The organism is Planomonospora sp. ID67723 (assembly GCF_015711605.1).
Taxonomy (GTDB): domain Bacteria; phylum Actinomycetota; class Actinomycetes; order Streptosporangiales; family Streptosporangiaceae; genus Planomonospora_A.
Genome location: NZ_JABTEZ010000001.1, coordinates 678366 through 703519, shown reverse-complemented (window position 1 = coordinate 703519; position 25154 = coordinate 678366). Strand labels below are relative to the sequence as shown.

Here is a 25154-nt window from a genome sequence, read left to right as displayed (position 1 = left end):
CTGGGTGCACGATGGTGGACCTGCCGCGTATCCCCGATCAGTCGTGCGGAACTGAACGGGGAAACCTGACAGAGAGAACCAGCCTCGTGTGATCATTAAGGCGGGCTGGGAGTGGACGGGCCGGAGCGATTGCAAGGACGCCGGGAGCCTTCATGGGAGCGTGGGAAGTCGCGCTGTTCTCCGACGATACGGCGTGCGATGCAAGGGACGCCTACCGCGAGCTGATCGAATGCTTCAGTACGGGCTCATCTGGTCCAGCACCTTGGCGGCGAGAGCTATGAACTGCTCGGCTTTCTCCATGTCCTGCATGACGTCGTCGGAGGTGATCTCCGGAGTCTCGGGACGAGGATATTCAGCGCTGTTGCGGCGGCGGCGCATCCGGTCGAAGGAACGGAGCGCCTGACCCAGCGGGGGATCCAGCTGAGCCGTGACCGCGTCCAGCACCGCGAGATGCCCGCCTCTGCTGGTGACGCGCAGTCCCTGGTTCTCCAGAATCGATGCAAGAGCTTTTCTGGAGGCGTCGTAGACGAGCTGGTAGGCCCCTGTGGGGTCTGTCCCGATGCCGCTGCGGGCGATGTGCGATATGCCGCTCGGCCTGGACGAGCATGGTGTCGGCGTGCTCCCGGCTCGGCGGTACCCGCTCCAACTGGCCGGCGGTCAGCATCGCGTCGATCCGGTCGCGTCCTTGCATCCATCTCACGTTGTGCTCCGGTTCTGGATCAGGGGGTGGAGGGGCTTGCTCCGCAGGGACGTCACGAACGGGTCTTCCAGGTCGGTGGCCCACGACGCGGAAGAGATCCGACTGATGTTCACCTCGCGGCCCAGGATCCGTTCGGCTTCTCGCGCCGCATCGTAGAGTTCGTCCTCATCGGCTGATCCCACGACAAGGACATCGACGTCCCGGGGGATCGGCCCGGGACGGTTCGCATGCCGGGCAGCCCAGGAGCCGTAGATGTACGCCTCCTCGATGCCGGGAATCGGCTGGAGGAGGGGCGGCAGGACGGCTGCCGGACCGAAGGTCACCGCCAACAGATCGGTGAGCGGCTTGGCGACGATCGTGTCGGTGTCCGCGCGGATGAGACGGAGGTTGCCGTGCCGTCTCTCCTTGGTCAGCCCGGCCGCGGCGAACCGGTCGGCTTCGCGGCTCACGGTCGGCTGGGACGCACCCGTCCGCCGGGCGAGATCGGTCGTCGAATATTCATTCTCCGGGTGGAGGTACAGCCAGGCGAGCAACTCGCCGACAGCGTTGGATCGGAGCAGGGGAAGCAGCAGAGGCGGAAGTTCCCTCATAGATGAATAGTACTATGCATCCATAGCATGCTTGCTACTTGGAGTGGTCAACCTGATTCACAGCGCTCACGTTTTCAGAAGTGTGATCGCTGCTGCGGGGTGATATCGAGAACCCTGCTGCGTCGTACCTGTGGAAAATCCGGATGCCGGTGCACGAAACCGCATGTACCCTGCGCGAGGACCTGAGAGTAGGGGAAGTGCTGTGGGACACGTCGAGGTCGGGCATCTGACATATGTGCTGCCGGACGGCAGGCCGTTGCTGGACGATGTGTCCTTCCGGGTCGGTGAGGGTGTGAAGGCGGCGCTCGTCGGGCCCAACGGGGCGGGCAAGACGACGCTGATGCGGCTGATCGCGGGAGACCTCCAGCCGATCGAGGGGAGCGTCGCGAGCTCCGGCGGGCTCGGGATCATGCGGCAGTTCGTCGGCGGCATCCGCGACGGACGGAGCGTGCACGACCTGCTGGTCAGCGTGGCCCCCGAGCGCGTACGGCAGGCCGCCGAGCGGCTGGAGGCCGCCGAGCTCGTGATGATGGAGCGCGAGGACGAGAAGGCGCAGATGCGCTACGCGCAGGCCATCACCGACTACACCGACGCGGGCGGCTACGACATCGAGGTGCTCTGGGACACCTGCACCATGGCGGCCCTCGGCATGCCGTACGACCGGTGCAAATACCGCGAGGTCAACACGTTGTCGGGCGGCGAGCAGAAGCGGCTGGTGCTGGAGGCGCTGCTGCGCGGCCCCGACCAGACGCTGCTGCTGGACGAGCCGGACAACTACCTCGACGTGCCCGGCAAGATCTGGCTGGAGCAGGCGCTGCGGGAGACGCCCAAGACGGTGGTGCTGGTCAGCCACGACCGGGAGCTGCTGGCCAACGCGGCCGACCGGATCGTCACCGTCGAGTCGGGGAACGTCTGGGTCCACGGCGGCGGCTTCCGCACCTACGCGCAGGCGCGGAGGGAGCGCAACGAGCGCCTCGACGAGCTGAAGAAGCGCTGGGACGAGGAGCACGCCAAGCTGAAGCGCCTGGTGAACATGCTCAAGCAGAAGGCCAAGTACATGGACACCATGGCCGCCGCCTACCACTCGGCCCAGACCCGGCTGCGCAGGTTCGAGGAGGCGGGGCCGCCCGAGGCCGCAGCCAGAGACCAGTTCATCAGCATGAGGCTCAAGGGCGGCCGGACCGCCAAGCGGGCGGTGATCTGCGAGGGGCTGGAGCTCACCGGCCTGATGAAGCCGTTCGACCTGGAGATCTGGTACGGCGAGCGGGTCGCGGTGCTGGGCTCCAACGGCTCCGGCAAGTCGCACTTCCTGCGGCTGCTCGCCGGGGAGGAGATCCGGCACAACGGGGTCGCCAGGCTCGGCGCGCGGGTCGTCCCCGGCCACTTCGCCCAGACCCACGCCCGTCCCGAGCTGCTCGGTCGGACGCCGTGCGAGATCGTCATGACCGAGCACGCCAGGCTGAAGAACGAGGCGATGAAGGCGCTGGCCCGCTACGAGCTGGCCGGAACCATCGCCGAGCAGCGCTTCGAGACGCTCTCGGGCGGGCAGCAGGCGCGGTTGCAGATCCTGCTGCTGGAGCTGTCCGGGACCACGCTGCTGCTGCTGGACGAGCCGACTGACAACCTGGACCTGGCCAGCGCGGAGGCGCTGCAGGAGGGACTGGACGCCTTCGACGGGACCGTGGTGGCGGTCACCCACGACCGCTGGTTCGCCGACGACTTCGACCGTTACCTGGTCTTCGGCTCCGACGGGCGGGTCTACGAGTCGCCGGAGCCGGTCTGGGACGAGACCCGGGTGGTCCGACAGCGCTGAGGCCCCGCCCGGTGAGCGGGAATCGGTCCCGGGCGGCCGGCTTGATCATGTCGCCTTCCGATATGTGATTGTCTGAGTAAAGTCTGCCTTTTGAGCTCGCGGTCTGCGGGGACCGCTTCATCGGCAGGGGCGCATCAATGGGAAAACACGACCGGGTCTCCCGGTTCTACGGGCTGCCGATCCCGGTGCGGACGCAGGCCGCGGCGGACGAGAACCTGACCGACCCGTCCGTCGACGACCTCGTCGAGGCGCACCTCGGCATCAACTACTCGTATTTCGGGGCGATCGACAAGACCCTCGCGGGGTTCTTCGTCCTGGACGACGAGGGCGACGACTACACGGTGCTGGACATGCGCGGGGACGGGCGGGTGTGGTGGCAGGACCACGAGACCCGCGACCTCTGCCCGCGCTTCGACTCCCTCGACGACTGGCTCGCCTTCAGCCGGGAGGTGGCCGACGGCGCCGGCGGGCGGGACCTGCTCGACGCCTACCGCACCCGGGAGCCGCAGCGGGACGAACCGGCCAGGACCCCGGACACCGCCTCCCTGGCCAGGCGGTACCGGTGGCTGGTCTGGCTGCTGGCGCAGCCGCTGCGCGACCGCGCGGGCAGAGTGGTGCAGAGCGACGACGACCTGGTGCGATACGCCGTCGGGGCCCTGCGCGCGGCGTGGCCGACGGACGAGGACGCGAAGGAGGCGCTGGCGGCCGAGCTGCCTCTGCTGGCGGACGACCCGCACCTGTCGATCTACTGGCTGCTGCACACCTCGCTGCTGGCGATGGACGACCACCGGTCGAGCGTGCTGGCGGCGATCGGCCGGGCCGGCGGGCGCACGCCCCTGGTCGAGGCGTTCGTGTCGGCCTTCGGGGCGCTGCCGCTGGGCGGCGACGTGCCCGTCGTGCCGGGTTTCCGGGCGCGCCGATCGCTGATGCTGATGTACGCGGGCGGCGATGCGCCGGAGGAGGACCTGCCGCGCATCGCGCTGACCGCCATGGAGATCGCCCCCTCGGCCCGGCCGCTGCTGAAGTTCGCCCACGTGCACGGCGGCCTGAAGGCCGGGACGCTGACCGAGGGCGAGGTCGCCGCCGCGGTCGCCCGGATGGACCCCGGGCCGGGGACGTCCGCGCTGGCCGCGCTGCTCGCCGCGCGCGCGGGGCTGCCGGAGAGCGCGCACGCCGACGACTTCGCGCGCTCGGCGCTGCAGGGCGACGACGAGTGGCCCTGGCTGCTCAGCGCGCTCTGGCCGGTCCACCGCCTGGCGCGGGAGGTCGAGCCGCTGGCCGCCGCGGTGGGACACCTGCTCGGCAGAGACCCCTATCTGCGGCGGGTGCTCGTCATGGCCGAGCGCGTCCAGGAGCTGGCCGGGCAGGAGCTTCTCATGCCGGCCGACGAGCTGGAGAGGCGCAAGGCCGCAGCCGGGGCGTCCGGCCCGATCCTGATGAAGCTGATCGACAGCCCGCAGGACCACGCCGAGGTCGTCGCGGGGATCGACGACCCGGAGCTGGTCCGGGTGGTCGCGCGCCGGGTGCTGCACCGCGCCGACGTGGACAAGTATGCGGCCGAGGTCGGCTCGTGGGCCGTCCGCGCCGTGCTCGCCGACGCCGACGGCGCCGCGCTGGCCGCCAGGGGCCTGCAGTCGCTGCCGCTCTCCTCCCGCGAGGAGGTCCTGGCCGACATGGCGGACGAGCTCGATTCGGCCGACCATCCCCTGGTGGGCGTGCTGCTGTGGGTGCTGGAGCACACGGCCGATCCGGACGACGGAGACTTCGTGGCCACCTGCCACGTCGAGGAGCTGAAGGAGACGGCGCTCAAGGCGCTCGCCCCGTTCGCGCACGAACCGCGGGTGTTCGACGGGCTCATGCGCCTGGCGGAGCTGCCCGCGGGCCATACGACCGTCTGTCCGCTGTGGAACGAACTGTTCTGCCCTTTCGAGCCGGAGACGTACGTCCTGCCGCGTCTCACCGGTGAGCAGGCGGTGCGGGCCGCCGGGGCGATGATCGGCAACAAGCTCGCCCACCCCTCCGCCCACGCCCGCCACGCCGCCGGTCACCAGCTCTACCGCTTCGGCCACGTGGGCGCGCAGGAGTACGTGATCGGGGCGCTGGAGGAGTACGGCCGGCGCTACGCCGAACCGGTGGGCGGGGGCGGACGGGTCGTCGACGATGACGAGACCGAGGACGACATCCTCGAGGACCTCGTGGCCGACCTCTACTCCGCGGTCTCCAATATGAAGACGCCCAGGTCGCGCACGGCGCTGGTCGATCGGCTGTTCACCGAGCGGCGGTCGTACTGGCGGATGGGCAACGCGATCGGCGACGTCTTCGGCGACGACCTGCACCGCGAGGTGATGGAGAAGCTGCGTGACCGGCGCGACGGGATGGCCGCGGGCTGCTACGCCTACGCCCTGGCCGGCTTCGTGAAGCAGGACCCGCCGAAGCTCGACCTGCTTGAGGAGATCGTCGGCTGGCCGGTGCCGCGCGGGCGGCTCGCCCGCCGGTTCTTCAAGTACGCCCTCGTGATCGGGATCGAAGCCGCCCTGGCGGCCCAGGCGTACGACCTGGTCAGGGCCGCCCACAAGCTCGCTTCCGGCATCGCCGAGCCGCCGCTGGAGCCCGACCGGCATGCGCGCGGGCGGCGGTGGGACAACCCGCTGGAGGACGGGGAAACGGCCAGGGAGCTGGCCGCGGTGCTGTCCGGAGCGGCCGACGAACGGCGCCGCCGCCTGGTCGAGAAGGGCGTGGCGGCCCGCGCCGCGGGCAGGCCGCGCCGGAAGATCTCCGACAGGAGCCTCGGTGTGCTCGCCGGGGTGACCGTCTCCCGGCGGCTCCTGCACGACACGGCCGGCGGTGAGGTCTGGTTCCTCGACACCGGCGGCGGGGTGCACGTCTTCGACGGGTACGAGCTCACCGAGCCGCCGTTCCAGGTCCGGCCGGCAGGGGCCGGCCGGATGCGGGACTTCCTGGCGGGGGTCGTGGAACTGTCGGAACGGGCGCTGTTCTGGGACCGCCGGGCGGACGAGTACATCGAGCTCGTCCGCTACGGCGACCGCCTCACCTACACCTGGTCCAGGAACAACGACCCCCGCATCGGGAGTCTCGGCCTGGTCTTCCCGGATGCGGTGGCCGCCGCCTCGGCCCTGACACGGCTGAGGAGCGGCATCGGGGCGAGCGGCATGTCCGAGTCGAGCCCCTGGTACGTACCGGGCAGGGGCGCGATCACGCGGACCTTCGACATCCCCGCCGCACACCGTCCCGGTGACCACCGGGACGACCGCCTGTCGGTGTTCGGCAACCGCGTCGAACACAACGGTCACCGCTACGCCACGGAGGCGGAGGCGGTCGCCGAGCACCAGCGCCGGGAGCTGGAGTGGCAGCGCGACCGCAACGCCGGCCTCAGCCGCCTGGAGTGGCAGGACGGACACCGCCGGTCCGAGGACATGACCGTGCGGGAGTGGATCGGAGGCCGGATCCGCGACGACTCCGCCGACGCCGTGTGGCACGTCCGGGCGCTCACCGAGATCGTCGGCTACCTGACCGCGCACGGGTACGGCGAGCTGATCGGCGGGATCGAGGTGGAGCTCGGTACGGGGGTGGGCGACGAGGAGATCGCCGCCTTCGAGGCCGGACGGCGGCACCCGGTCCCGGACGCGCTCCGCGCGTTCTGGCGAGAGATCGGATACGCGCGCTGGTCCAGCGGCGGAGCCGGGCTGCGTGTGCTGTCCCCGGCGCAGCTTCTGGCACGCCGTCCCGCCGCCCGGGAACTGGGCGAGACGTACCTGCGTGCGATGCCGCCCGGCCTCGCCGAGACCGCCCGTCCCGCCCTCGAAACGCTCGATGTGCTGGTCGAGTCGCTCGACGGGACGGTCGTCCGCACCGTCCTGGCGGATCGCGAAGACGACGAGGGCCGGATCTTCACCCACGCGCCCGAGGGCTCCCACGACTTCTGGTGGGAGGAGTCGCTGCCGTGGATGCTGGCCACCCGGTTCCTCGCCGGGTTCGCCGACGCGGTCGAGGCGGCGGCGCCGGTGGTCGCGCAGCTCTACCACGGTCAGCCGCTGAACCCCGGCGCCGACCGCCGTTACTTCGAGCTGCGGCCGCCGGGCAAGGCCCGGCGCTACTGGGAACTCTTCCACGACCGGGACCTGGGCGTCGTCTCCACCCGCACGGGCAAGGTCGGCGCGGTGGGCACCGTACGCACCCGGCGCTACGACGACCCGGCGCGCGCCGCCCGCAAGGCGGCCAAGCTGATCGCCGCCAAGGAGGAGGAGGGTTACCGCGAAACCGTGCGCGCCGGCCGCTGAGGGGCGCTGAGGGGTACGGAGGGGGTTGAGGGGTACGGGCCCCGACCGCCCGGCGCTCCGCGCGCCGCGGCGGGCGCGCGGTGGGACGGGCCCCGGGGACGCGAGGCGGAGCGGATCCCTAAAGAGTTCACCTCGACGCGGCGCGTCCGGGGGAAGAGGCTCGCGGGCAGGCGTTATGACGGCTGGGTGACGCACAGCACTCGGACCGCAGCAGCCTTCGCCGCGCTCCTGCTCGCCGCGTTCTCGAGCGCGGGATGCTCGGGCGGGGACCGGCAGGACGTCCCGGAGCTCAAGCCGCTCGCGGTGAAGGAACAGGTCTCCTCCGTCCTCAAGGGCGGTGACAGGTACGACGGGTACGTCGTGAACTGGGCGGGGGTGCTGAGCAACCCCAACCCGTGGCACTTCGGCGAGCACGTGGTCGCCACGGTGGTCGGGAAGGACGCCAAGGGCAACGAGGTGGTCCGGATGGACCAGCCGCTGGACGCCGTGCCTCCGTCGGGCTCGCTCTCCTTCACCGGGCAGGCGCTCGCGGAGAGGAAACCCGTCGAGGTGACCATCGAGTACCGCTCGGCCGAGTGGCGCCCGGCGGGCCGGATCGTCTCGGAGTTCAGGCCGTTCCCGATCTCGGGGGTGCAGAGCGCGCGCAACGACGACGGCTCCTACGTGGTCACCGGATACGTCGGCACGCCGTACCGGCTCCCGGCCGGCACTCTGGCGGTCACCGCGCTCCTGCGCGACTCCGCGGGCAAGCTGCTGGGCGGCGGGAGCACGTTCGTGGACGACGTCCAGGAGGACGGCAGGCGCCGGTTCATCCTTGACATCGAGAGCGTCGCCGACACCAAGAAGATCGCCAAGGCCGAGCTGGCCGCACGGACCTGGGGGTCGAGCAGCCGTCCCTACGAGGAATTGGCGCTGGGCGGTGCGGTCCCGCTCCACACGGTCAAACCGACCACTTCCCCGTTCACGGAGGACCGGGGCCGGCAGACGGCGCCCGGAGACGAGGCCCAGCCGCGGCCGTGAATTCCGGCAAATGGCCATTCATTGATATTTATCAGAAAAGGCCGGGCGAGACTTTTTGCCAAGGCAGCTAACATTCTGAATACGACGCGCGCCACTGTCGGCGAAGCGGTGGAACTTGTAGTTACCAGACCATTACCTTCAGTTATATGAACGACAGCGTCCTGGTCGAAGCCCTCCGCGCGCGCGATCCGGGCGCGCTCGCGACCCTCTACGACTCCCGTGCCGAGAACCTCTACCGATACTGCCTGGCCATGCTGGACGACCCCGACAGCGCCCAGGTGGCCCTCCGGGACACCCTGATCACGGCCGAGGCGCACATCCACTCGCTCGCCGACCCCGACCGGCTGACGGTCTGGCTGTACACCCTCGCCCGGCAGGAGTGCGTACGGCGCCGCCCGGCCGGAGGGCGCGGCGCGGTCTCCGGCGAGCCGCCGGTCGCCGGGGCCGGTGAGGCCGACCTGCGGGTGATCGCCTGGAACGCCGTCCTGAGCCTGCCGCCGGACGACCGGGAAATCCTCGACCTGCTCACCCGGCACGGGCTGTCCCTGCAGGACGCCGCCACGGTGCTCGGGGTGCCGATCAGGATCGCCGAGACGATGCTCGAGGCGGCCAGGGAGCGGTTGCGCGACGCGGTGACCGCCGAGGTCCTCACGCGAAAGGGCCCCTACGACTGCGCGGGCCGGGCGCGGATCCTGACCGGGTTCTCCGGGGAGCTCACGCCCTCGATGCGTGAGAGGGTGATCCGGCACATCGCCGGCTGCGACACCTGCGTGCCGCACCGGTCCCGTCAGGTCTCCGAGGGGAAGGTCTTCGACCTGCTGCCGGAGGCGACCGCCCCGGAGACGCTCCGCGTCCGGGTGATGAGCTGCTTCACCGACCCCGAGCTCGTCCCCTACCGCCGCTACGCCGCTCGCCGGGTCGGCCTCCTCGACGCCGCCGGATTTCCCGTCGAGGGGGTTCGCCGGGGCCGTCGCTGGACTCATGCGATGGCCGGTACGGCGGCTGCGGTCGTCGCGGCGGCGACCATAACGATGATCTTCACTGTCTTCGGGGAGCGGCCCGGCCAGCCGGGCGCCGGCATCGCCGCCGGCGCCCGGCCCGCGACCGGCGAACCGGCGGGCGTCGGTCTGCCGTGGGATCCCGAACCCGGGCACGGCCCGATGACGCTGGAGCTCATCCCCCGCAAACCGGCCGTCCGGCCGGGAACGGGGCCGGCCGAGCCGATCACCGCCGTGCGGACGGAGTCGTTGCCCGAGCGGCAGCGGTCCAGGGCCGCCGACCCCGGGAGACCGGGCTCGCCCTCCCGGCCCGGTCCGACGGGAGGGGCCGCACCGCTCCCGTCGTCGACGGTCCAGCCACCGCGCGACCACCAGGGCGGACGTCCGAACCCCACGCCCTGCCCGGTCCCGTCCAGGACGGTGCCGAAGCCGGCCCCTTCCGCTTCCACGCCCGCTCCGGCCACGTCCAAGCCCGCGACGCCCGCGCCGTCCGCCTCGCCGTCGTCGACGGCCGGATCCCCCGTCCCGACTCCGACCCCGACTCCGTCGACGCCGTCCGCCGACCCGAAGGCGGGTGCCTGACCCGTCGCCGCAGGAGGCACCTCTTCCGGGCTCCGCCGTGCGCGACGCCTCCGCCCTCGGGCCGCAGTGCCCCTCGTCGGGGTAACCGGAACCTCCGCCGCTGGACAAGAGACCCTTTCCACCCGTGTTGATTACCGAGTGTATGCATCGTGTGTGCCTAGAGTCACCGCAGGGAATCTTGAACCCGTCGCCTGTCGCACGGGGACACGTGGCGGTTCAGGAGGGGGATGCATGCACTCCGGCGAAAGAGGGCGCCGCGGCGCCGCGGTGGTGACGGGTCTCGCTTGGGCTCTGGTCATGGGAACGTGCGTTCCTGTCGACGCCGTGCAGTTCAGGCCCGGCCCGTCGGCCGACGAGGTCGCCGACGCCAGGACGGAGGCACGCGAACGAAGCATGCGGCTCGGAACCGCGACGGCCCGGCTCGCCACGGCCCAGGCCGAGCTGGAGAGACTGACCGTCCAGGCGGAGAAGCTGGTCGAGGCCTACAACGGAGAGCGGGTCAGGACGGCGCGCGCCGAGGAGCTCCACAGGGAGGCGAGCGAGCGGGCCCGCGCGGCCGGCGTCCAGGTCGAGGCGGCGCGCGAGACGGTGCTCGCGATCACCGCCCAGGGCTACGGCGAGATGGACCCGATGATGGCGATGATGGCCGACCTCAGCAACGTGACGGACCAGGGCTACCTGCAGCGGGCGAGCATCCTCGCCCACATGAAGAGCGAGCAGACCGAGACGCTGAGGCAGCTGACCGGCGCGCAGGAGACCTACGTCATTCTCCGGGACCAGGTGGCCGACTCCTATGTCGAGCAGCGGGAGGCCGCCGAGCGGGTGGCCGCCGCGAAGGCGGCGGCCGAACAGGCCGTGGCCAGGCAGATCGCCGAGACCCGCAGGCTGAGGGCGGTGCAGGCGGTGCTGGAGCGGGAGGCGGACGCGGCGCGCGGGAACGCCGAGCGGCTGGCCCGGGCGCGGCAGGCGGTGCTGCGGAGGGCCCGGCTCGCCCGCCAGGCCCGGACCGCGGTGGACCGGAGGGAGGGCGCGCGGATCTCCGCCGCCTCCGGAACACTCGCTCCCCGCTGGGCGTTCGACCACGGCTCCTCTTCGAGCCGGGGCGACCTCGCCGCGGACTGGGCCCTCGGCCAGCTCGGCAAGCCGTACGTCTGGGCGGCGGCCGGGCCGGACAGCTACGACTGCTCGGGGCTGACCCTGCGGGCGTGGGAGCAGGCCGGTGTCAGGCTCGACCACTGGACCGGGACCCAGTGGACCTCGGGACCGCACGTGCCGCTCGACCGGCTCAGCCGGGGCGACCTGGTGTTCTTCGGCCGGATCACCGAGAACCCCGGCGACATCCACCACGTGGGGATGTACATCGGCAGAGGGATGATGATCCACGCCCCGCAGACCGGGGACGTGGTCCGGATCGCGCCGATCTGGCGCGGTGACCTCGTCGGCGCGACCCGTCCGGTCTGAGGTCAGTGCTCGACGTGCTCCTGCTCCTCGGCCCGCTTGATCGAGCGGGCGATCTCCTCCTCGGCCTCCACCCGGCCGACCCAGTTGGCGCCCTCGACGGACTTGCCGGGCTCCAGGTCCTTGTAGACCTCGAAGAAGTGCTGGATCTCCAGGCGGTCGAACTCCGGCACGTGGTGGATGTCGCGGATGTGCTCCATCCGGGGGTCGGTGGCGGGCACGCACAGGACCTTGTCGTCGCCGCCCTTCTCGTCGGTCATGCGGAACATGCCGACCGCGCGGCACTGGATCAGGCAGCCGGGGAAGGTCGGCTCCTGCAGCAGGACCAGGGCGTCGAGGGGGTCGCCGTCCTCGCCCAGGGTGCCCTCGATGAAGCCGTAGTCGGCGGGGTACTGCGTGGAGGTGAAGAGCATCCGGTCGAGCCTCATGCGTCCGGTCTTGTGGTCCACCTCGTACTTGTTCCGCTGTCCCTTGGGAATCTCAACGAGAACGTCGAACTCCACCGCGGTTCCTCCGCTCAAGCCCCCGGGCACCCCCGGCTGGGCGTTAATGTCTCGTAGGCGTTAGTTACCCGAATCAATGAGAGGTCGGCGACGTGATGCAGCGTGATCGGTGGGTGGCCTTGGTCACTCTCGTCATGCTGCAGCTGTTCGTCGTCGCGGCCGGGGCCCACCTGCTCGTCAGCGACACGCTGACGGACAAGAAGCCCGAACCGGTCGCTTCGCCCGAGCCGCCTCCCGTCCCGGTCGTCACCGCGGGTCCGGTGCTGGCCGCGGGCGGGAACGGACCTCTCCCTCCCAAGGGTACTTTGGCCCGGCGGCTCGTCGAGGCGCTGGGGGACCCCGCCCTGGGTGAGCGGGTGGGCGCGGCGGTCATCGACGCCGAGAGCGGGGCCCCGCTGTTCGGCAGCGACGAGAACGTCGGCATCACCCCCGCCTCCACGACCAAAATCGTCACCGCTGTCGCCGCCCTGGCCTCGCTGGGGCCCGACACCCGCCTGAGCACCCGGGTGGTGCGCGGGTCCTCGCCGAGCTCGATCATCCTGGTCGGAGGCGGGGACCCGACGCTGGCGAGCGGCAAGGCGGACTCCGACGTCTATCCCGTACAGGCCTCGCTGGCCACCCTCGCCCTGCGTACGGCGAAGGCGCTCAAAGCGGCCGGGATCAGCAGGGTGACCGTGGCCTACGACGACGCCCTCTACACGGGACCGCGCACCGCCGCCAGCTGGAAGCCCGGCTACGTGCCGGAGGGCAGCGTCGCCCCGGTGACGGCGCTCATGGTCGACTCGGGCAAGGTCGCCCCGGACGACCGCCGGCGAGTCTCCGACCCGCCGGTGGCCGCGCACCGGGCATTCGTCTCGCTGCTGGGAAAGAACGGCATCAAGGTCGCGAACAAGGCGGCCAAGCGGGTCAGGGCCATCACGGGCGCCGAGGAGCTCGCCAGGGTGGAGTCCGCCCCCGTCTACGCGCTGGTCGAGCGGGCATTGACGCTCAGCGACAACGACCTGTCGGAGGCGCTGGCCAGGCACGTGGCCGTCAACGAGGGCAAGCCCGCCTCCTTCGACGGCGGCGCGGCGGCCGTCCACGCGGTGCTGGCCCGGCTGGAGGCCGCCGACGGCGTCCGGGTCTTCGACGGCAGCGGGCTCTCGCCGAAGAACCGGATCACTCCCGCGGCCCTGGCCCGCCTGGTCGCGGTGGCCGCCTCTCCGGCCAACCCGCGCCTGCACCCGGTGATCAGCGGGATGCCGGTCGCCGGGTTCACCGGCACGCTGGGGCACCGGTTCGGCGAGAGCGACTCCGCCTACGGCCTGGTCCGCGCGAAGACGGGCACCCTCGACGGGGTCAGCACGCTCGCCGGGGCGACCACCACCGAGGACGGCCGGCTGGTCGCGTTCGCGTTCATGGCCGACGACGTCCCGCCGGGATGGGGCAAGGCCGAGGCCGCCCTCGACCGGCTGGCGGCCGCGGTGGCGGGCTGAGGGCTAATCCGCGCGGCACGGGAGGAGAGCACGTACGGTGGACGGTATGCAGGTGATCGACTGGGACCTGGCCGTAGCGACCGGAACGCGCCTGGTGCGCCCCGGGCCGCAGGTGAGCCGAGAGGAGGCCAGGCAGGCGGTCGCCGAACTACGGCGGCTCTCCCGCGAGGCCGAGGGACACGTCCGCGAGTTCACACGGATAGCCGCCGACGCCGCGCCACAGCCCGCCACGATCGTCGACCGGTCCGGCTGGATCAAGGCCAACATCGAGGGCTTCCGCGTGGTGCTGGAGCCGCTGACCGAGCGGATGGCCGCCCGGAAGGACCAGGCCCCGGCGATCGTGACCGCCGTGGGCTCCCGCATCACCGGGGTCGAGGTCGGCGCGGTGCTGGCCTTCCTCGCCTCCCGGGTGCTGGGGCAGTACGAGCTCTTCCTCCCGCCGGACCCCTCGGGGCAGGCGCCCGTCGGCCGGCTCACCCTGGTCGCGCCCAACATCGTCCACGCCGAGCGCGAGCTCGGCGTGCATTCGCGCGACTTCCGCCTCTGGGTCTGCCTGCACGAGGAGACCCACCGGGTCCAGTTCACCGGCGTGCCCTGGCTGCGGGAGTACGTCCGGTCCCAGATGACCGAGTTCCTGCTCGCCTCCGACCTCGATCTGCCCACCCTCCTCGACCGGCTCCGCTCCGCCGCCGACGCGGTCGCCGACGTCGTCCGGGGCGGTGAGGGGAGCCTGATCGACGCGATCCAGACCCCCGAGCAGAAAGAGATCCTCGACCGCCTCACCGCGGTGATGACGCTGGTGGAGGGGCACGGAGACTACGTCATGGACGCCGTCGGCCCCACCGTGGTCCCCTCGGTGGCCGACATCCGCGCGAAGTTCCACCACCGCCGCGAGGGCGGCTCCCGCCTCGACCGCACGGTCCGCAAGCTGCTCGGCCTCGACCTCAAGATGAAGCAGTACGCCGAGGGCTCCGCCTTCGTGCGCACCGTCGTCGCCAGCGCCGGCATGGACGGCTTCAACAAGGTCTGGACCTCGCCGGAGACCCTCCCCAGCCAGGACGAGATCGCCCGGCCCGAGCGATGGATCGCCCGCGTCCTCGGTTCCCCCGCCCTCCCCCAGGCGAACGGTGCCGCCCCCGAGGCCGAGTGAAGACTCGCCCCGCAGCGTCGCCATAGACAGGCCGTGGGTCCCCATCCCGCCGTCGCCGACGTCCGCCGCGCCGTACGGCTCTCGCTGGCCGACCTGGAGCCCGGTGACCTCGTGCTGGTCGCCTGCAGCGGCGGCGCCGACTCTCTGGCGCTGGCCGCCGCGCTGGCGTTCACCGCGCCCCGGGCCGGGCTGCGGGCCGGGCTGCTCACGGTCGACCACGGTCTCCAGGAGGGCTCGGCGCGGCAGGCCGGCGAGGTGGTACGGCTCCCGCTCGGTCTCGATCCGGCCGAGGTGCTGACGGTCTCGGTGGGGACCTCGGGAGGGCCGGAGAACGCCGCTCGGGAGGCCCGGTACGCCGCGCTGTCGGAGGCGGCGGGCAGGCTCGGTGCGGTGGCCGTGCTCCTCGGCCACACCAGGGACGACCAGGCCGAGACGGTGCTGCTCCGGCTGGCCAGGGGGAGCGGGACGCGCTCGCTCGCGGGGATGCCCTCGCGCGCGGGCGTCTACCGCAGGCCGCTGCTGGAGCTCGGTCGTGCCACGACCGTGGCGGCCTGCGCGGCGCTCGGGCTGGAGCCGTGGGAGGACCCGCACAACCGCGACGGCCGCTACACGCGTGTCCGCGTCCGGGAGCGGCTGCTGCCGGCGTTGGAGGAGGAGCTCGGTCCCGGGGTCGCCGAGGCGCTCGCCCGCACCGCGAGCCTGTGCCGGGACGACGCCGACGCACTGGACGCGTGGGCGGAGGCGGCCTACGACCGGGCGGTCGTCTCCGGCGGGGAGTGCGGGGGAGGGGCCGTTCCGGTGGCGGAGCCCGGGGAGGGGGCCGCGGAGGATTCCGCTTTAAGCGATATTCCGAGGGTGGCGCTGGCCGTCCCGGAGCTGGAGGCCCTGCCGGCGGCGGTCCGCCGGCGCGTGCTGCGGCGCGCGGCCGTCGAGGCGGGAGCGCCGCCGGGGACGCTCTCGGCCGGGCACCTCCTTCAGGTGGACCGTCTGGTCACCGACTGGCGGGGGCAGCGGCGCGTGGATGTGCCGGGAGGGGTTGGAGCGGTCCGCCGGTATGGCACCCTGATATTCGCCGTGGCGCGCCAGCGTCACGGCCGGTCCGACGACGCGCCGGCGTCATGACCGGTCCGATGACGCGCCAGCGTCACGGCCGGCCCACGAGCCGCGGCGCGCGGGCGTCGCGATCGGCCACAGCACGCCTCGTCTCGTAAGGAAACCCCAGGTGGACGCAGCCGACATGGGCAAGGACCTCGAGAAGGTCCTCATCCCGGAGGAAGAGCTCCAGGCCAAGATCAAGGAGCTCGCGGGCCAGATCGACGCGGACTACGACGGCAAGGACCTGCTGATCGTCGGCGTGCTCAAGGGCGCGGTCATGGCCATGGCCGACCTGGCCAGGGCGCTGAGCCTGCCGATCCAGATGGACTGGATGGCCGTGTCGTCCTACGGCGCGGGCACCAAGTCGTCGGGCGTGGTCCGCGTCCTGAAGGACCTGGACACCGACATCGCCGGCCGTCACGTGCTGGTCGTCGAGGACATCATCGACTCCGGCCTCACGCTGTCGTGGCTGATGCAGAACCTGAAGTCCCGCAACCCGGCCTCCGTCGAGATCTGCACCGTGCTGCGCAAGCCGGAAGCGATCAAGGTTCCGATCGACGTGAAGTATGTCGGGTTCGACATCCCGAACGAGTTCGTCATCGGTTACGGCCTCGACTACGCGGAGCGGTACCGCAATCTTCCCTTTATCGGGACGCTCGCCCCGCATGTGTATGGAGCGAGCTGAAAAATACGCTCTGCGCGAAGCGGTCCCCTCGATTTAACCCGGAAAACGACATTAGTCATAGTGCCGGGGAACACGCATGCCCCTGACGTACGTTGGTAAGGCAGAGCCGGTGTCGCCCGGGCGGTTACCCTGCGCGGCGCACCGGTGTACCTTCGGACGCCAAGAGGTGGCTTCGCGCCGTCTTTGGGTAGTCAGTTGGAGCGGTTAGGGATGCCGCGAGCCTCGGGCGCCGCCCGGGGTTGCCAGGCCTTGGTCAGGAAGGGACGGGCCCGCCGGGGTTCCGCATCGGATGGATCTCAAGCGATTTACACGTGGGCCACTGCTGTGGATCCTGGGCATCGTCGTGCTGCTCACACTCGTCACCACGCTGTGGGGCGGCGACGGCAACTTCGAGAAGACCGACACGTCCAAGATCGTTGGCTGGATCGAGGACGGCAAGGTCTCCAACGCGAAGGTCATCGACAAGGAACAGCGCATCGAGGTCACTCTGACCGACGGCAAGCGCTACTACTCCTCATGGGTGACCGGGCAGGGCGTCCAGCTCACCGACAAGCTGCAGTCGGCGGAGGCGGCCAACAAGCTGCCCAAGGGCTACACGGTCGATGTGCCGAAGGAGAACTTCCTCCTCGGCCTGCTGGTGAGCTTCCTGCCGATCGTCATCATCGTGCTGATCTTCCTGTTCATCATGAACCAGATGCAGGGCGGCGGCTCCAAGGTGATGAGCTTCGGCAAGTCGAAGGCCAAGCTCATCAGCAAGGACACTCCCAAGACCACCTTCTCCGACGTCGCGGGCGCCGACGAGGCCATCGAGGAGCTCCAGGAGATCAAGGAGTTCCTGCAGGCCCCGGCCAAGTTCCAGGCGATCGGTGCGAAGATCCCCAAGGGTGTGCTGCTGTACGGCCCGCCCGGAACCGGCAAGACCCTGCTGGCCAGGGCCGTCGCCGGTGAGGCCGGGGTGCCGTTCTACTCCATCTCCGGTTCGGACTTCGTCGAGATGTTCGTCGGCGTCGGCGCCTCGCGCGTGCGCGACCTGTTCGAGCAGGCCAAGGCGAACGCCCCGGCGATCATCTTCATCGACGAGATCGACGCGGTGGGCCGCCACCGCGGCGCCGGTCTCGGCGGCGGCCACGACGAGCGCGAACAGACGCTGAACCAGCTCCTCGTCGAGATGGACGGCTTCGACGTCAAGGGCGGCGTGATCCTCATCGCCGCGACCAACCGTCCCGACATCCTCGACCCGGCGCTGCTGCGCCCGGGCCGCTTCGACCGCCAGGTCACCGTCGACCGCCCCGACCTCGAGGGCCGCAAGGGCATCCTGAAGGTGCACGGCCGCGGCAAGCCGTTCGCCGAGGGCGTCGACCTCGACATCATCGCCCGCCGGACGCCCGGGTTCACCGGCGCCGACCTGGCCAACGTGATCAACGAGGCCGCGCTGCTCACCGCGCGCGCCGACCAGAAGCTGATCACGATGGAGCTCCTGGAGGAGTCCATCGACCGCGTCATGGCCGGTCCCGAGCGCAAGACCCGCGTCATGTCGGACCAGGAAAAGAAGATCATCGCGTACCACGAGGGTGGTCACGCCCTGGTCGCGCACGCGCTGCCCAAGTCCGACCCGGTCCACAAGATCACGATCCTGTCCCGCGGCCGCGCCCTCGGCTACACGATGACGCTGCCGATGGAGGACAAGTTCCTCGCGACCCGCTCGGAGATGATGGACCAGCTCGCCATGCTGCTGGGCGGCCGGACCGCGGAGGAGCTCGTCTTCCACGAGCCCACCACGGGTGCCTCCAACGACATCGAGAAGGCCACCTCCATCGCCCGCCGCATGGTCACCGAGTACGGCATGAGCGAGCAGCTCGGCGCCCGCAAGTTCGGCAGCGGCCAGGCCGAGGTCTTCCTCGGCCGCGAGATGGGCCACGAGCGCGACTACTCCGAGAAGATCGCCTCCACGATCGACGAGGAGGTCCGCCGCCTCATCGAGACCGCGCACGACCAGGCCTGGGAGATCCTCGTCGAATATCGCGACGTGCTCGACAACCTGGTGCTGGAGCTGATGGAGAAGGAGACCCTCTCCCGCGACCAGGTGCTGCAGATCTTCGCCCCGGTCGTGGTCAGGGAGCACCGCCCGTCCTACTCCGGCTACGGCAAGCGGCTGCCCTCCAACCGCCCGCCGATCCTGACCCCGAAGGAGCAGGCCGGCAACGGCGCGCTCCCGACGGGCAGCCACGCGGAATCCCCCTCCGCGGACGGAAACTGACGTGGATGCAGAGCCTCTCCAGGCCGACGAGATCGGGCAGCGGCCGCGCCAGGTCGACCACGCCCGGATCGAGAAGGCCGTCCGCGAGATCCTGATCGCGATCGGCGAGGACCCGGACCGCGACGGTCTCCAGGACACCCCGGGCCGCGTCGCCCGCGCCTACGCGGAGCAGTTCGCCGGCCTGGGGCAGATCCCGGAGGACGTGCTGACCAAGGTCTTCGACGTCGACCACGACGAGATGATCCTGGTGCGGGACATCGAGGTCTACTCCACCTGTGAGCACCACCTGGTCCCCTTCCACGGGGTCGCCCACGTCGGCTACATCCCGAACGAGAAGGGCCAGGTGACGGGTCTGTCCAAGCTGGCCCGCCTGGTCGACGTCTATGCCCGGCGGCCCCAGGTCCAGGAGCGGATGACCTCGCAGATCGCCGACGCGCTCATGCGCGTCCTGGAGCCGCGCGGGGTCATCGTGGTGATCGAGTGCGAGCACCTGTGCATGACCATGCGCGGGGTCCGCAAGCCCGGTGCCAAGACCACCACCTCGGCCGTCCGCGGGATCTTCCGCGACAGCGACAAGACCCGCGCCGAGGCGATGGCCCTGATCCTCCGCTGATCACGTGAGGCTGCTGATTCGTTATCGGCAAGCCGGACCCGCGCGCCGGTTCGCCCGGCGCGAGCGCCTAGGCTTGACCACATGACGACCTCTGGGGCCCCGCAAGAGGGGGCGCCGGTGAACCGACCGGAGCACGCTCGCAGCCCGCTCGGGGGTGCCGGTTACCAGCCCCCGAGCCGCGGCGCGTCAGCGTCGCCATCAGCACCGCGAGGGGGCGCCGGTGAACCAACGGAGGAACGCCCGCAGCGAGGGACGAGCGAGGACGTGACGAGGGCGGGAGCCGGTTACCAGCGCCCGAGCCGCGGCGCGTCAGCGTCGCCATCAGCACAGCGCTGCCTGGTGATGGGCGTGGTCAACGTGACCCCCGACTCGTTCTCCGACGGCGGCCGCTGGTTCGACCCGGCGGACGCCGTACGGCACGGCCTGGAGCTGGTCGAGCAGGGGGCCGACATCGTCGACGTGGGCGGGGAGTCCACCAGGCCCGGCGCGGCGCGGGTGTCGCTGGAGGAGGAACTGGCCAGGGTGGAGCCGGTCATCCGGGGGCTGAGCCGCCAGGGCGTCACGGTCAGCGTGGACACCATGCGGGCCGAGGTCGCGCGGGTCGCGGTGGGCGCCGGGGCGAGCCTGGTCAACGACGTCAGCGGCGGCCTGGCCGATCCCGACATGCCGAGAGTGGTGGCGGCCTCCGGCGTGCGGTACGTGGTGATGCACTGGCGGGGGCACAGCCACACGATGGACAGCCGGGCGGTCTACGGAGACGTCGTGGCCGAAGTACGCGAGGAGCTGACCAAGCGGGTCGCCTCCGTGATGGCCGAGGGGGTCGCGGAGAGCCAGATCGTGCTCGACCCGGGGCTGGGCTTCTCCAAGAATCCCGAGCACAACTGGGCCCTGCTGGCGCGGATGGACGAGCTCGCGCAGCTCGGTTACCCGCTGCTCATCGGAGCCTCCAGGAAGCGCTTCCTCGGCCGCCTGCTGGCCGGTCCGGACGGCACTCCCCGCCCGTTCAGCGGCAGCGACGACGCCACGCTCGCCGTGACCGCCCTGGTCGCGCGGGCCGGGGCGTGGTGCGTGCGGGTGCATGACGTACGCCCGAACGCGGACGCCGTCCGCGTGGCCGCCGCAGTCCAGGGAGCGAGAGCATGAGCGTCGACACCGCGGCCGTGGAGACGGTCAACCAGGAGTTCTACACCGCCATCGAGAACGCCGACCTGGACCGGATGACCGAGATCTGGGCCGAGGAGACCGGCGGCGCGCAGGTGGGCTGCGTGCACCCGGGCTGGCCGATCGTGAGCGGCAGGGCCGAGGTGCTGCGCTCCTGGGCTCTCATCATGGCCAACACGCCCTACATCCAGTTCGTGCTGACCGACGTGCGCGTCATGATCCTCGGCGACGTCGCGGTCCTGACGTGCGAGGAGAACATCCTCACCGCGGGTGACGAGGGCGATGCCAGCTTCGCCGCGGGCAAGGTCGTGGCGAGCAACACCTTCGTCAGGACGCCGGAGGGCTGGCGGCTCTGGCTGCACCACGGTTCCCCGGTGCTGCAGGGCGAGGACGAGGACGAAGAGGGGGAGGAGGAGACGTCGTGACCGAGCGGAGCGAGGGCGCCGGCGGGGGAGGCCCCGTGAAGGACCGGATCAGCCTCAGGGGGCTGCGGGCCCGGGGAAGGCACGGTGTGCTGGCGGCGGAGCGGGAACTCGGCCAGGAGTTCATCGTCGACGTCACGCTTTTTCTCGACACGGCTCCTGCGGCGGCCGGAGACGACCTGACGAAGACGGTGCACTACGGCGAGCTCGCCGAGGACCTGGTGAAGGTCGTGGAGGGCGAGCCGGTCGACCTGATCGAGACCCTCGCCCAGCGGCTGGCCGAGGTCTGCCTGGTCCGGGAGCCGGTCGAGGCGGCCGAGGTGAGCGTGCACAAGCCCGCCGCCCCGATCCCGCTGCCGTTCGACGACGTGGTCGTGACGATCACCCGGAGCCGGTCGTGAGGGCCGTGCTGGCGCTCGGCAGCAACCTGGGCGACCGATTCGACACGCTGCAGGGCGCGATCGACTCGCTGTTCGACGCCCCGGGCCTGGAGTTCGTCGCGGTCTCGCCGGTCTACGAGACCGACCCGTTCGGCGGTCCCGAGCAGGGGCCGTACCTCAACGCGGTCGTGATCGCGGAGACCTCCCTGGAACCCCGGACGCTCCTCGATCGTGCACAGGGTGTGGAGAACGCCTTCGGCCGGGTCAGGACCGAGCGCTGGGGCCCGCGCACCCTGGACGTCGACCTCATCGCCCTGCGCGGCGCGGCGGGCGACGTCGTCTCCGACGACCCGCTCCTCACCCTTCCCCACCCGCGCGCGCACGAGCGCGCGTTCGTGCTCGTCCCCTGGCAGCAGGCCGACCCCGGCGCGGTGCTCCTCGGGCGGCCCGTCGCCGACCTGCTGGCCGGCCTCGACAAGGACTACGTACGGCTCCGCGCCGACCTGACGCTGCAGGCGCCCGCGTGAAGCCGAGCCATCCCGGAGTCCTCGTCGGGATCTTCGTCGCCGTGTCCCTGCTCACCTGGGCGGTGCTGCAGCCGCTCTACGTCTCCATCCCCACCGTGCCGTGGACCGCGATCCCGACGGTCCTGGTGCTGGCGGTCGGCGAGGCCTACACCGGCTGGATGACCAGGGCGAGGATCCAGCGCAAGCCCGACACCAAGCCGGTGGAGCCGCTGGCCGTGGCCCGCCTCGTCGCCCTGGCCAAGGCCTCGGCGTACGGCGGGGCGATCTTCGCGGGTGTCTTCGCCGGGTTCGCCCTCTACACGGCCGACCTGCTCGACCAGGGCACGCCCCGGCGCGACTTCTTCATCACCGGCGGCTCGTTCGTCGCCTGCGTGCTGCTGGTGTGCGCCGCCCTCTACCTGGAGCACTGCTGCAAGGTGCCGAAGGACCCGGGAGCCGGCTCCCCCCGGTGACGGGTTCGCCGGGCGCCGTCACCGGCGGGCTCGCTCATCGGTGCCGGCGGCGGTCTCATTTGTCGATGTCACCGACGACGAAGAACATCGAGCCGAGGATGGCGACCATGTCGGCGACCAGGTGGCCGGGGAGCATCTCGCGCAGCACCTGGACGTTGTTGAAGGAGGCCGAGCGGAGCTTCAGCCGCCAGGGCGTCTTCTCGCCGCGTGAGACCAGGTAGTAGCCGTTGATGCCGAGCGGGTTCTCCGTCCAGGCGTAGGTGTGGCCCTCCGGGACCTTGAGCACCTTGGGCAGCCGCTGGTTGACCGGGCCCGGGGGCAGCTCGCGCAGCCGTTCCAGGCAGGCGTCGGCCAGGTCGAGGGAGACCCTCACCTGCTCCAGCAGCACCTCGAACCGGGCGTGGCAGTCTCCCGCCGACCGGGTGACGACCTTCACCGGCAGCTCGCCGTAGGCGAGGTAGGGGTCGTCGCGCCGGAGGTCGAGGTCCACCCCGGAGGCGCGGGCGATCGGGCCGCTGACGCCGTACTGCATGACCTGCTCCCGGGAGAGCACGCCCACGCCGCGCGTGCGGGCCAGGAAGATCTCGTTCCCGGCGATCAGGTTCTCGATGTCGGGCAGCCGGCGCCGCACGTCGGCGACGGCCTGGGCCACCCGGCCGGTCCAGCCCTCGGGGATCTCCTCCTTCAGGCCGCCGACCCGGTTGAACATGAAGTGCATGCGCCCGCCGGAGATCTCCTCCATGACGGCCTGGAGCGTCTCGCGCTCCCGGAACGCGTAGAAGACAGGGGTGATGGCGCCGAGCTCCAGCGGGTAGGAGCCGAGGAACATCAGGTGGCTGAGCACCCGGTTGAGCTCGGCCATCAGGGTCCTCGTCCACACGGCCCTGACCGGGACCTCCATGCCCAGCATGCGCTCGGCCGCCAGGACCACGCCCAGCTCGTTGGCGAAGGCCGACAGCCAGTCGTGCCGGTTGGCCAGCACGATGATCTGCCGGTAGTCCCGGACCTCGAACAGCTTCTCCGCCCCGCGGTGCATGTAGCCCACGATCGGCTCGGCCGCGCTGATCCGCTCCCCGTCCAGGGTGAGCCGGAGCCGCAGCACCCCGTGCGTGGACGGGTGCTGCGGACCGATGTTGAGGATCATGTCCTCGGTCGCGAGCTCCTTGCCGCCGACCGCGTCCGCGCCCGCACCGATCCCCACGACCCGTTCCGTCATAGGGACATGCTGCCACGCTCCCGTCGCCCCGCCCATACGGCAGACCGCCTCCCCGCCCGATGGAGGCGGGTCCGGGGCGTACGAGGGCGGGGCGAGGGCGGCACGGCTAGCGGGAGGTCAGCTCCCGCAGCGCGGTGACCAGGCGGTCGACATGCTCGTCGGTGGTGCCGATGCCGATCGAGGCGCGTACGGCGGAGGCGGTGACAGCGTCGTCGGGGTCGCAGCCACTGCTGTCTACGGCCCCCAGGAGGTGACGGACGAAGGGGTGGGCGCAGAACTTGCCGTCGCGGACGCCGATGCCGTACTCGGTGGAGAGCGCCTCGGCGACCTCCCGGGCGGTGTAGCCGTCCACCACGAAGGAGACGATGCCGACACGGGGGTGGTCAGGACCCCACAGGGAGAGCTCGTGGACGCCCTCGACGCCGTCGAGCCCGGCGCGCAGGCGGGCGATCAGCCGCTCCTCCTCGCGGACCAGCGCGCTCCAGCCGGTGGCAGTCAAGGCGTCGCAGGCGGCGGCCAGGGCGACGGCGCCCAGCACGTTGGGAGTGCCGGCCTCGTGGCGTGCCTCGGGGTGGTCGTGCCACTCGACCCCCGGCGCGCCCGGGTCCGGCGCAGTTCTCGGCGCGCCCGGGTCCGGCGCAGTTCTCGGCGCGCCCGGGTCCGGCGCGATGGCCCCGCCGTTCACCGCCTTCGCCGCGCCGCCGCCCCGCAGGTACGGCTCCGCCTGCGCCAGCCAGTCGGCGCGGCCGACGAGCACGCCCGTGCCGAACGGCGCGTAGAGCTTGTGCCCGGAGAACGCCACATAGTCGAGGTCGAGCGCGGTGAGGTTGAGACGGCGGTGCGGGACGAGCTGGGCGGCGTCGACGAGGATGCGGGCGCCGTGGCGGTGGGCGACGTGCGCCAGGGCGGCGATCGGCCACAGTTCGCCGGTCACGTTGGAGGCGGCGGTCACCACGAGCAGCGCGGGGCCGTCGATCCCGGCCAGGGCCTCGTCGGCCGCGCGGACGGCCTCGCCGGGGAAGGCGGGGGGCGCGAGCCGTACGGCGTCGGTCCAGGGCAGCAGCGAGGCGTGGTGCTCGGTGTCGAAGACCACGACGGTGGTCCCCTCGGGCAGCGCCCGGGCCAGCAGGTTGGTCGCGTCCGTGGTGTTGCGGGTGAAGATCACCACGTCGTCCGGGCGGGAGCCGACGAAGGCTCGGACCGTGTGCCGGGCCTGCTCGTAGCGGGCCGTGGTGAGCTGGGAGGCGTAGCCGGCGCCGCGGTGGACGCTGGAGTAGGCCGGGAGCGCGGCGGCGACGGCGGCGCTCACCGGCTCCAGACACGGCGCGCTGGCCGCGTAGTCGAGGTTGGCGTAGGGGAGGAGCCTGCCGCCCCTGACCGGGACCTCCAGGTCGGAGCCGAGCACCGCGGGGATCCGGCGGTCCGCGGCAGGGCGGGCGGCCGGGACGGCGGGCAGGGGCTCGCCGGAGTCGGAGCAGGCCGCGGCGGGCGGGGCGCCGGCGGCGGAAGAGGGGGAGGCGGTGAAGATGCTGAGTGCGGACACGCCAGGACTCCTTCGAGGTCATCGGACCCCAAGCCGTGGCGTTGGTGCGTGGAGCCCGCGCTTGCCCGGCACGTTTTCGCGCCGGACCAGGTCCTCACCCGGGGCACCCCGCCGCGGACGCGAGGGTTGCCGGCCAGCGAGCCGGGGCTTGTCACTGGCACTCATGACCTACGGCCGAACTATAACCATCTCCCGGTGTGCTTTTGCAAGTCCGGT

At 71.4% G+C, this 25154-nt stretch carries 21 protein-coding genes and 1 riboswitch; of the genes, 16 read left to right on the top strand and 5 right to left on the bottom strand.

Annotated features, from left to right (window positions below):
• Positions 1-234: 234 nt before the first annotated feature.
• Both HS041_RS03225 and HS041_RS03220 read right to left on the bottom strand, forming a co-directional pair.
• A complete protein-coding gene (locus HS041_RS03225; protein WP_196439022.1) occupies positions 235-444 on the bottom strand; it encodes a hypothetical protein in 210 nt (69 codons plus the stop codon).
• Between the two features lie 252 nt (positions 445-696).
• A complete protein-coding gene (locus tag HS041_RS03220; RefSeq protein ID WP_196439021.1) occupies positions 697-1290 on the bottom strand; it encodes a MarR family transcriptional regulator in 594 nt (197 codons plus the stop codon).
• 202 nt (positions 1291-1492) lie between these two features.
• Here HS041_RS03220 and HS041_RS03215 point away from each other — a divergent pair, with 202 nt between their 5' ends.
• From HS041_RS03215 to HS041_RS03195, 5 genes are all read left to right on the top strand, one after another.
• Positions 1493-3103 carry an ABC-F family ATP-binding cassette domain-containing protein gene (locus HS041_RS03215; RefSeq protein ID WP_196439020.1) on the top strand — a complete coding sequence of 537 codons (1611 nt, stop codon included), beginning with the start codon at positions 1493-1495 and terminating at the stop codon, positions 3101-3103.
• A 137-nt stretch (positions 3104-3240) separates the two neighbouring features.
• Positions 3241-7401, top strand: a complete 4161-nt coding sequence (locus tag HS041_RS03210) for a WGR domain-containing protein (RefSeq protein WP_196439019.1) — start codon at positions 3241-3243, stop codon at positions 7399-7401.
• A gap of 186 nt (positions 7402-7587) precedes the next feature.
• Entirely contained in the window at positions 7588-8421 is an 834-nt protein-coding gene (locus HS041_RS03205) for a hypothetical protein (protein WP_196439018.1), read from the top strand.
• A 146-nt stretch (positions 8422-8567) separates the two neighbouring features.
• Entirely contained in the window at positions 8568-10001 is a 1434-nt protein-coding gene (locus HS041_RS03200) for a sigma factor-like helix-turn-helix DNA-binding protein (protein ID WP_196439017.1), read from the top strand.
• Between the two features lie 324 nt (positions 10002-10325).
• Positions 10326-11462, top strand: a complete 1137-nt coding sequence (locus tag HS041_RS03195) for a C40 family peptidase (protein ID WP_307845154.1) — start codon at positions 10326-10328, stop codon at positions 11460-11462.
• Between the two features lie 2 nt (positions 11463-11464).
• On the opposite strand, the gene HS041_RS03190 is transcribed toward HS041_RS03195, so the two are convergent.
• Positions 11465-11962: an inorganic diphosphatase gene (locus HS041_RS03190; RefSeq protein WP_196439016.1), complete on the bottom strand. Its 498-nt coding sequence runs from the start codon at positions 11960-11962 to the stop codon at positions 11465-11467.
• A 113-nt stretch (positions 11963-12075) separates the two neighbouring features.
• On the opposite strand from HS041_RS03190, the gene dacB reads away from it, so the two are divergent.
• From dacB to HS041_RS03135, 11 genes are all read left to right on the top strand, one after another.
• Positions 12076-13437, top strand: coding sequence for a D-alanyl-D-alanine carboxypeptidase/D-alanyl-D-alanine endopeptidase (dacB, locus tag HS041_RS03185; protein ID WP_307845153.1), 1362 nt, complete (start codon positions 12076-12078; stop codon positions 13435-13437).
• 46 nt (positions 13438-13483) lie between these two features.
• Positions 13484-14587 carry a zinc-dependent metalloprotease gene (locus tag HS041_RS03180; protein ID WP_196440746.1) on the top strand — a complete coding sequence of 368 codons (1104 nt, stop codon included), beginning with the start codon at positions 13484-13486 and terminating at the stop codon, positions 14585-14587.
• A gap of 33 nt (positions 14588-14620) precedes the next feature.
• Positions 14621-15709, top strand: a complete 1089-nt coding sequence (gene tilS, locus HS041_RS03175; protein ID WP_196439015.1) for a tRNA lysidine(34) synthetase TilS — start codon at positions 14621-14623, stop codon at positions 15707-15709.
• A gap of 100 nt (positions 15710-15809) precedes the next feature.
• A complete protein-coding gene (gene hpt / locus HS041_RS03170) occupies positions 15810-16367 on the top strand; it encodes a hypoxanthine phosphoribosyltransferase (protein WP_307845152.1) in 558 nt (185 codons plus the stop codon).
• Between the two features lie 289 nt (positions 16368-16656).
• On the top strand, positions 16657-18624 hold the full coding sequence (gene ftsH / locus HS041_RS03165; protein ID WP_196439014.1) for an ATP-dependent zinc metalloprotease FtsH: 1968 nt from the start codon (positions 16657-16659) through the stop codon (positions 18622-18624).
• Between the two features lies 1 nt (position 18625).
• On the top strand, positions 18626-19237 hold the full coding sequence (gene folE / locus HS041_RS03160; protein WP_307845151.1) for a GTP cyclohydrolase I FolE: 612 nt from the start codon (positions 18626-18628) through the stop codon (positions 19235-19237).
• 342 nt (positions 19238-19579) lie between these two features.
• Positions 19580-20380, top strand: coding sequence for a dihydropteroate synthase (gene folP, locus HS041_RS03155; RefSeq protein WP_196440743.1), 801 nt, complete (start codon positions 19580-19582; stop codon positions 20378-20380).
• The gene (locus HS041_RS03150; RefSeq protein WP_196439013.1) at positions 20377-20823 is read left to right on the top strand and encodes a nuclear transport factor 2 family protein; all 447 of its coding nucleotides are present in this window, start codon (positions 20377-20379) and stop codon (positions 20821-20823) included. The genes folP and HS041_RS03150 overlap by 4 nt, the downstream gene beginning before the upstream one ends.
• Positions 20824-20858: 35 nt before the next feature.
• On the top strand, positions 20859-21221 hold the full coding sequence (folB, locus tag HS041_RS03145; protein ID WP_196440742.1) for a dihydroneopterin aldolase: 363 nt from the start codon (positions 20859-20861) through the stop codon (positions 21219-21221).
• Entirely contained in the window at positions 21218-21727 is a 510-nt protein-coding gene (gene folK / locus HS041_RS03140; protein WP_196439012.1) for a 2-amino-4-hydroxy-6-hydroxymethyldihydropteridine diphosphokinase, read from the top strand. The genes folB and folK overlap by 4 nt, the downstream gene beginning before the upstream one ends.
• Entirely contained in the window at positions 21724-22179 is a 456-nt protein-coding gene (locus tag HS041_RS03135; RefSeq protein ID WP_196439011.1) for a DUF3180 domain-containing protein, read from the top strand. The genes folK and HS041_RS03135 overlap by 4 nt, the downstream gene beginning before the upstream one ends.
• A gap of 55 nt (positions 22180-22234) precedes the next feature.
• Here the strand turns inward: HS041_RS03135 and HS041_RS03130 are convergent, their stop codons facing one another.
• Positions 22235-23395, bottom strand: a complete 1161-nt coding sequence (locus tag HS041_RS03130; protein ID WP_196439010.1) for an NADH-quinone oxidoreductase subunit D — start codon at positions 23393-23395, stop codon at positions 22235-22237.
• 106 nt (positions 23396-23501) lie between these two features.
• Positions 23502-24938 carry an aminotransferase class V-fold PLP-dependent enzyme gene (locus tag HS041_RS03125; RefSeq protein ID WP_196439009.1) on the bottom strand — a complete coding sequence of 479 codons (1437 nt, stop codon included), beginning with the start codon at positions 24936-24938 and terminating at the stop codon, positions 23502-23504.
• Positions 24939-24990: 52 nt separating this feature from the next.
• Positions 24991-25107, bottom strand: a riboswitch (SAM riboswitch).
• Between the last annotated feature and the right edge of the window lie 47 nt (positions 25108-25154).

What these genes read in the sequence shown, in the direction of transcription:
- HS041_RS03130 (WP_196439010.1), bottom strand. Translation starts at nt 23,395, where the DNA reads ATGACGGAACGGGTCGTGGGGATCGGTGCGGGCGCGGACGCGGTCGGC.
- HS041_RS03150 (WP_196439013.1), top strand. Translation starts at nt 20,377, where the DNA reads ATGAGCGTCGACACCGCGGCCGTGGAGACGGTCAACCAGGAGTTCTAC.
- HS041_RS03220 (WP_196439021.1), bottom strand. Translation starts at nt 1,290, where the DNA reads ATGAGGGAACTTCCGCCTCTGCTGCTTCCCCTGCTCCGATCCAACGCT.
- HS041_RS03180 (WP_196440746.1), top strand. Translation starts at nt 13,484, where the DNA reads ATGCAGGTGATCGACTGGGACCTGGCCGTAGCGACCGGAACGCGCCTG.
- HS041_RS03200 (WP_196439017.1), top strand. Translation starts at nt 8,568, where the DNA reads ATGAACGACAGCGTCCTGGTCGAAGCCCTCCGCGCGCGCGATCCGGGC.
- folP (WP_196440743.1), top strand. Translation starts at nt 19,580, where the DNA reads ATGGGCGTGGTCAACGTGACCCCCGACTCGTTCTCCGACGGCGGCCGC.
- HS041_RS03210 (WP_196439019.1), top strand. Translation starts at nt 3,241, where the DNA reads ATGGGAAAACACGACCGGGTCTCCCGGTTCTACGGGCTGCCGATCCCG.
- ftsH (WP_196439014.1), top strand. Translation starts at nt 16,657, where the DNA reads ATGGATCTCAAGCGATTTACACGTGGGCCACTGCTGTGGATCCTGGGC.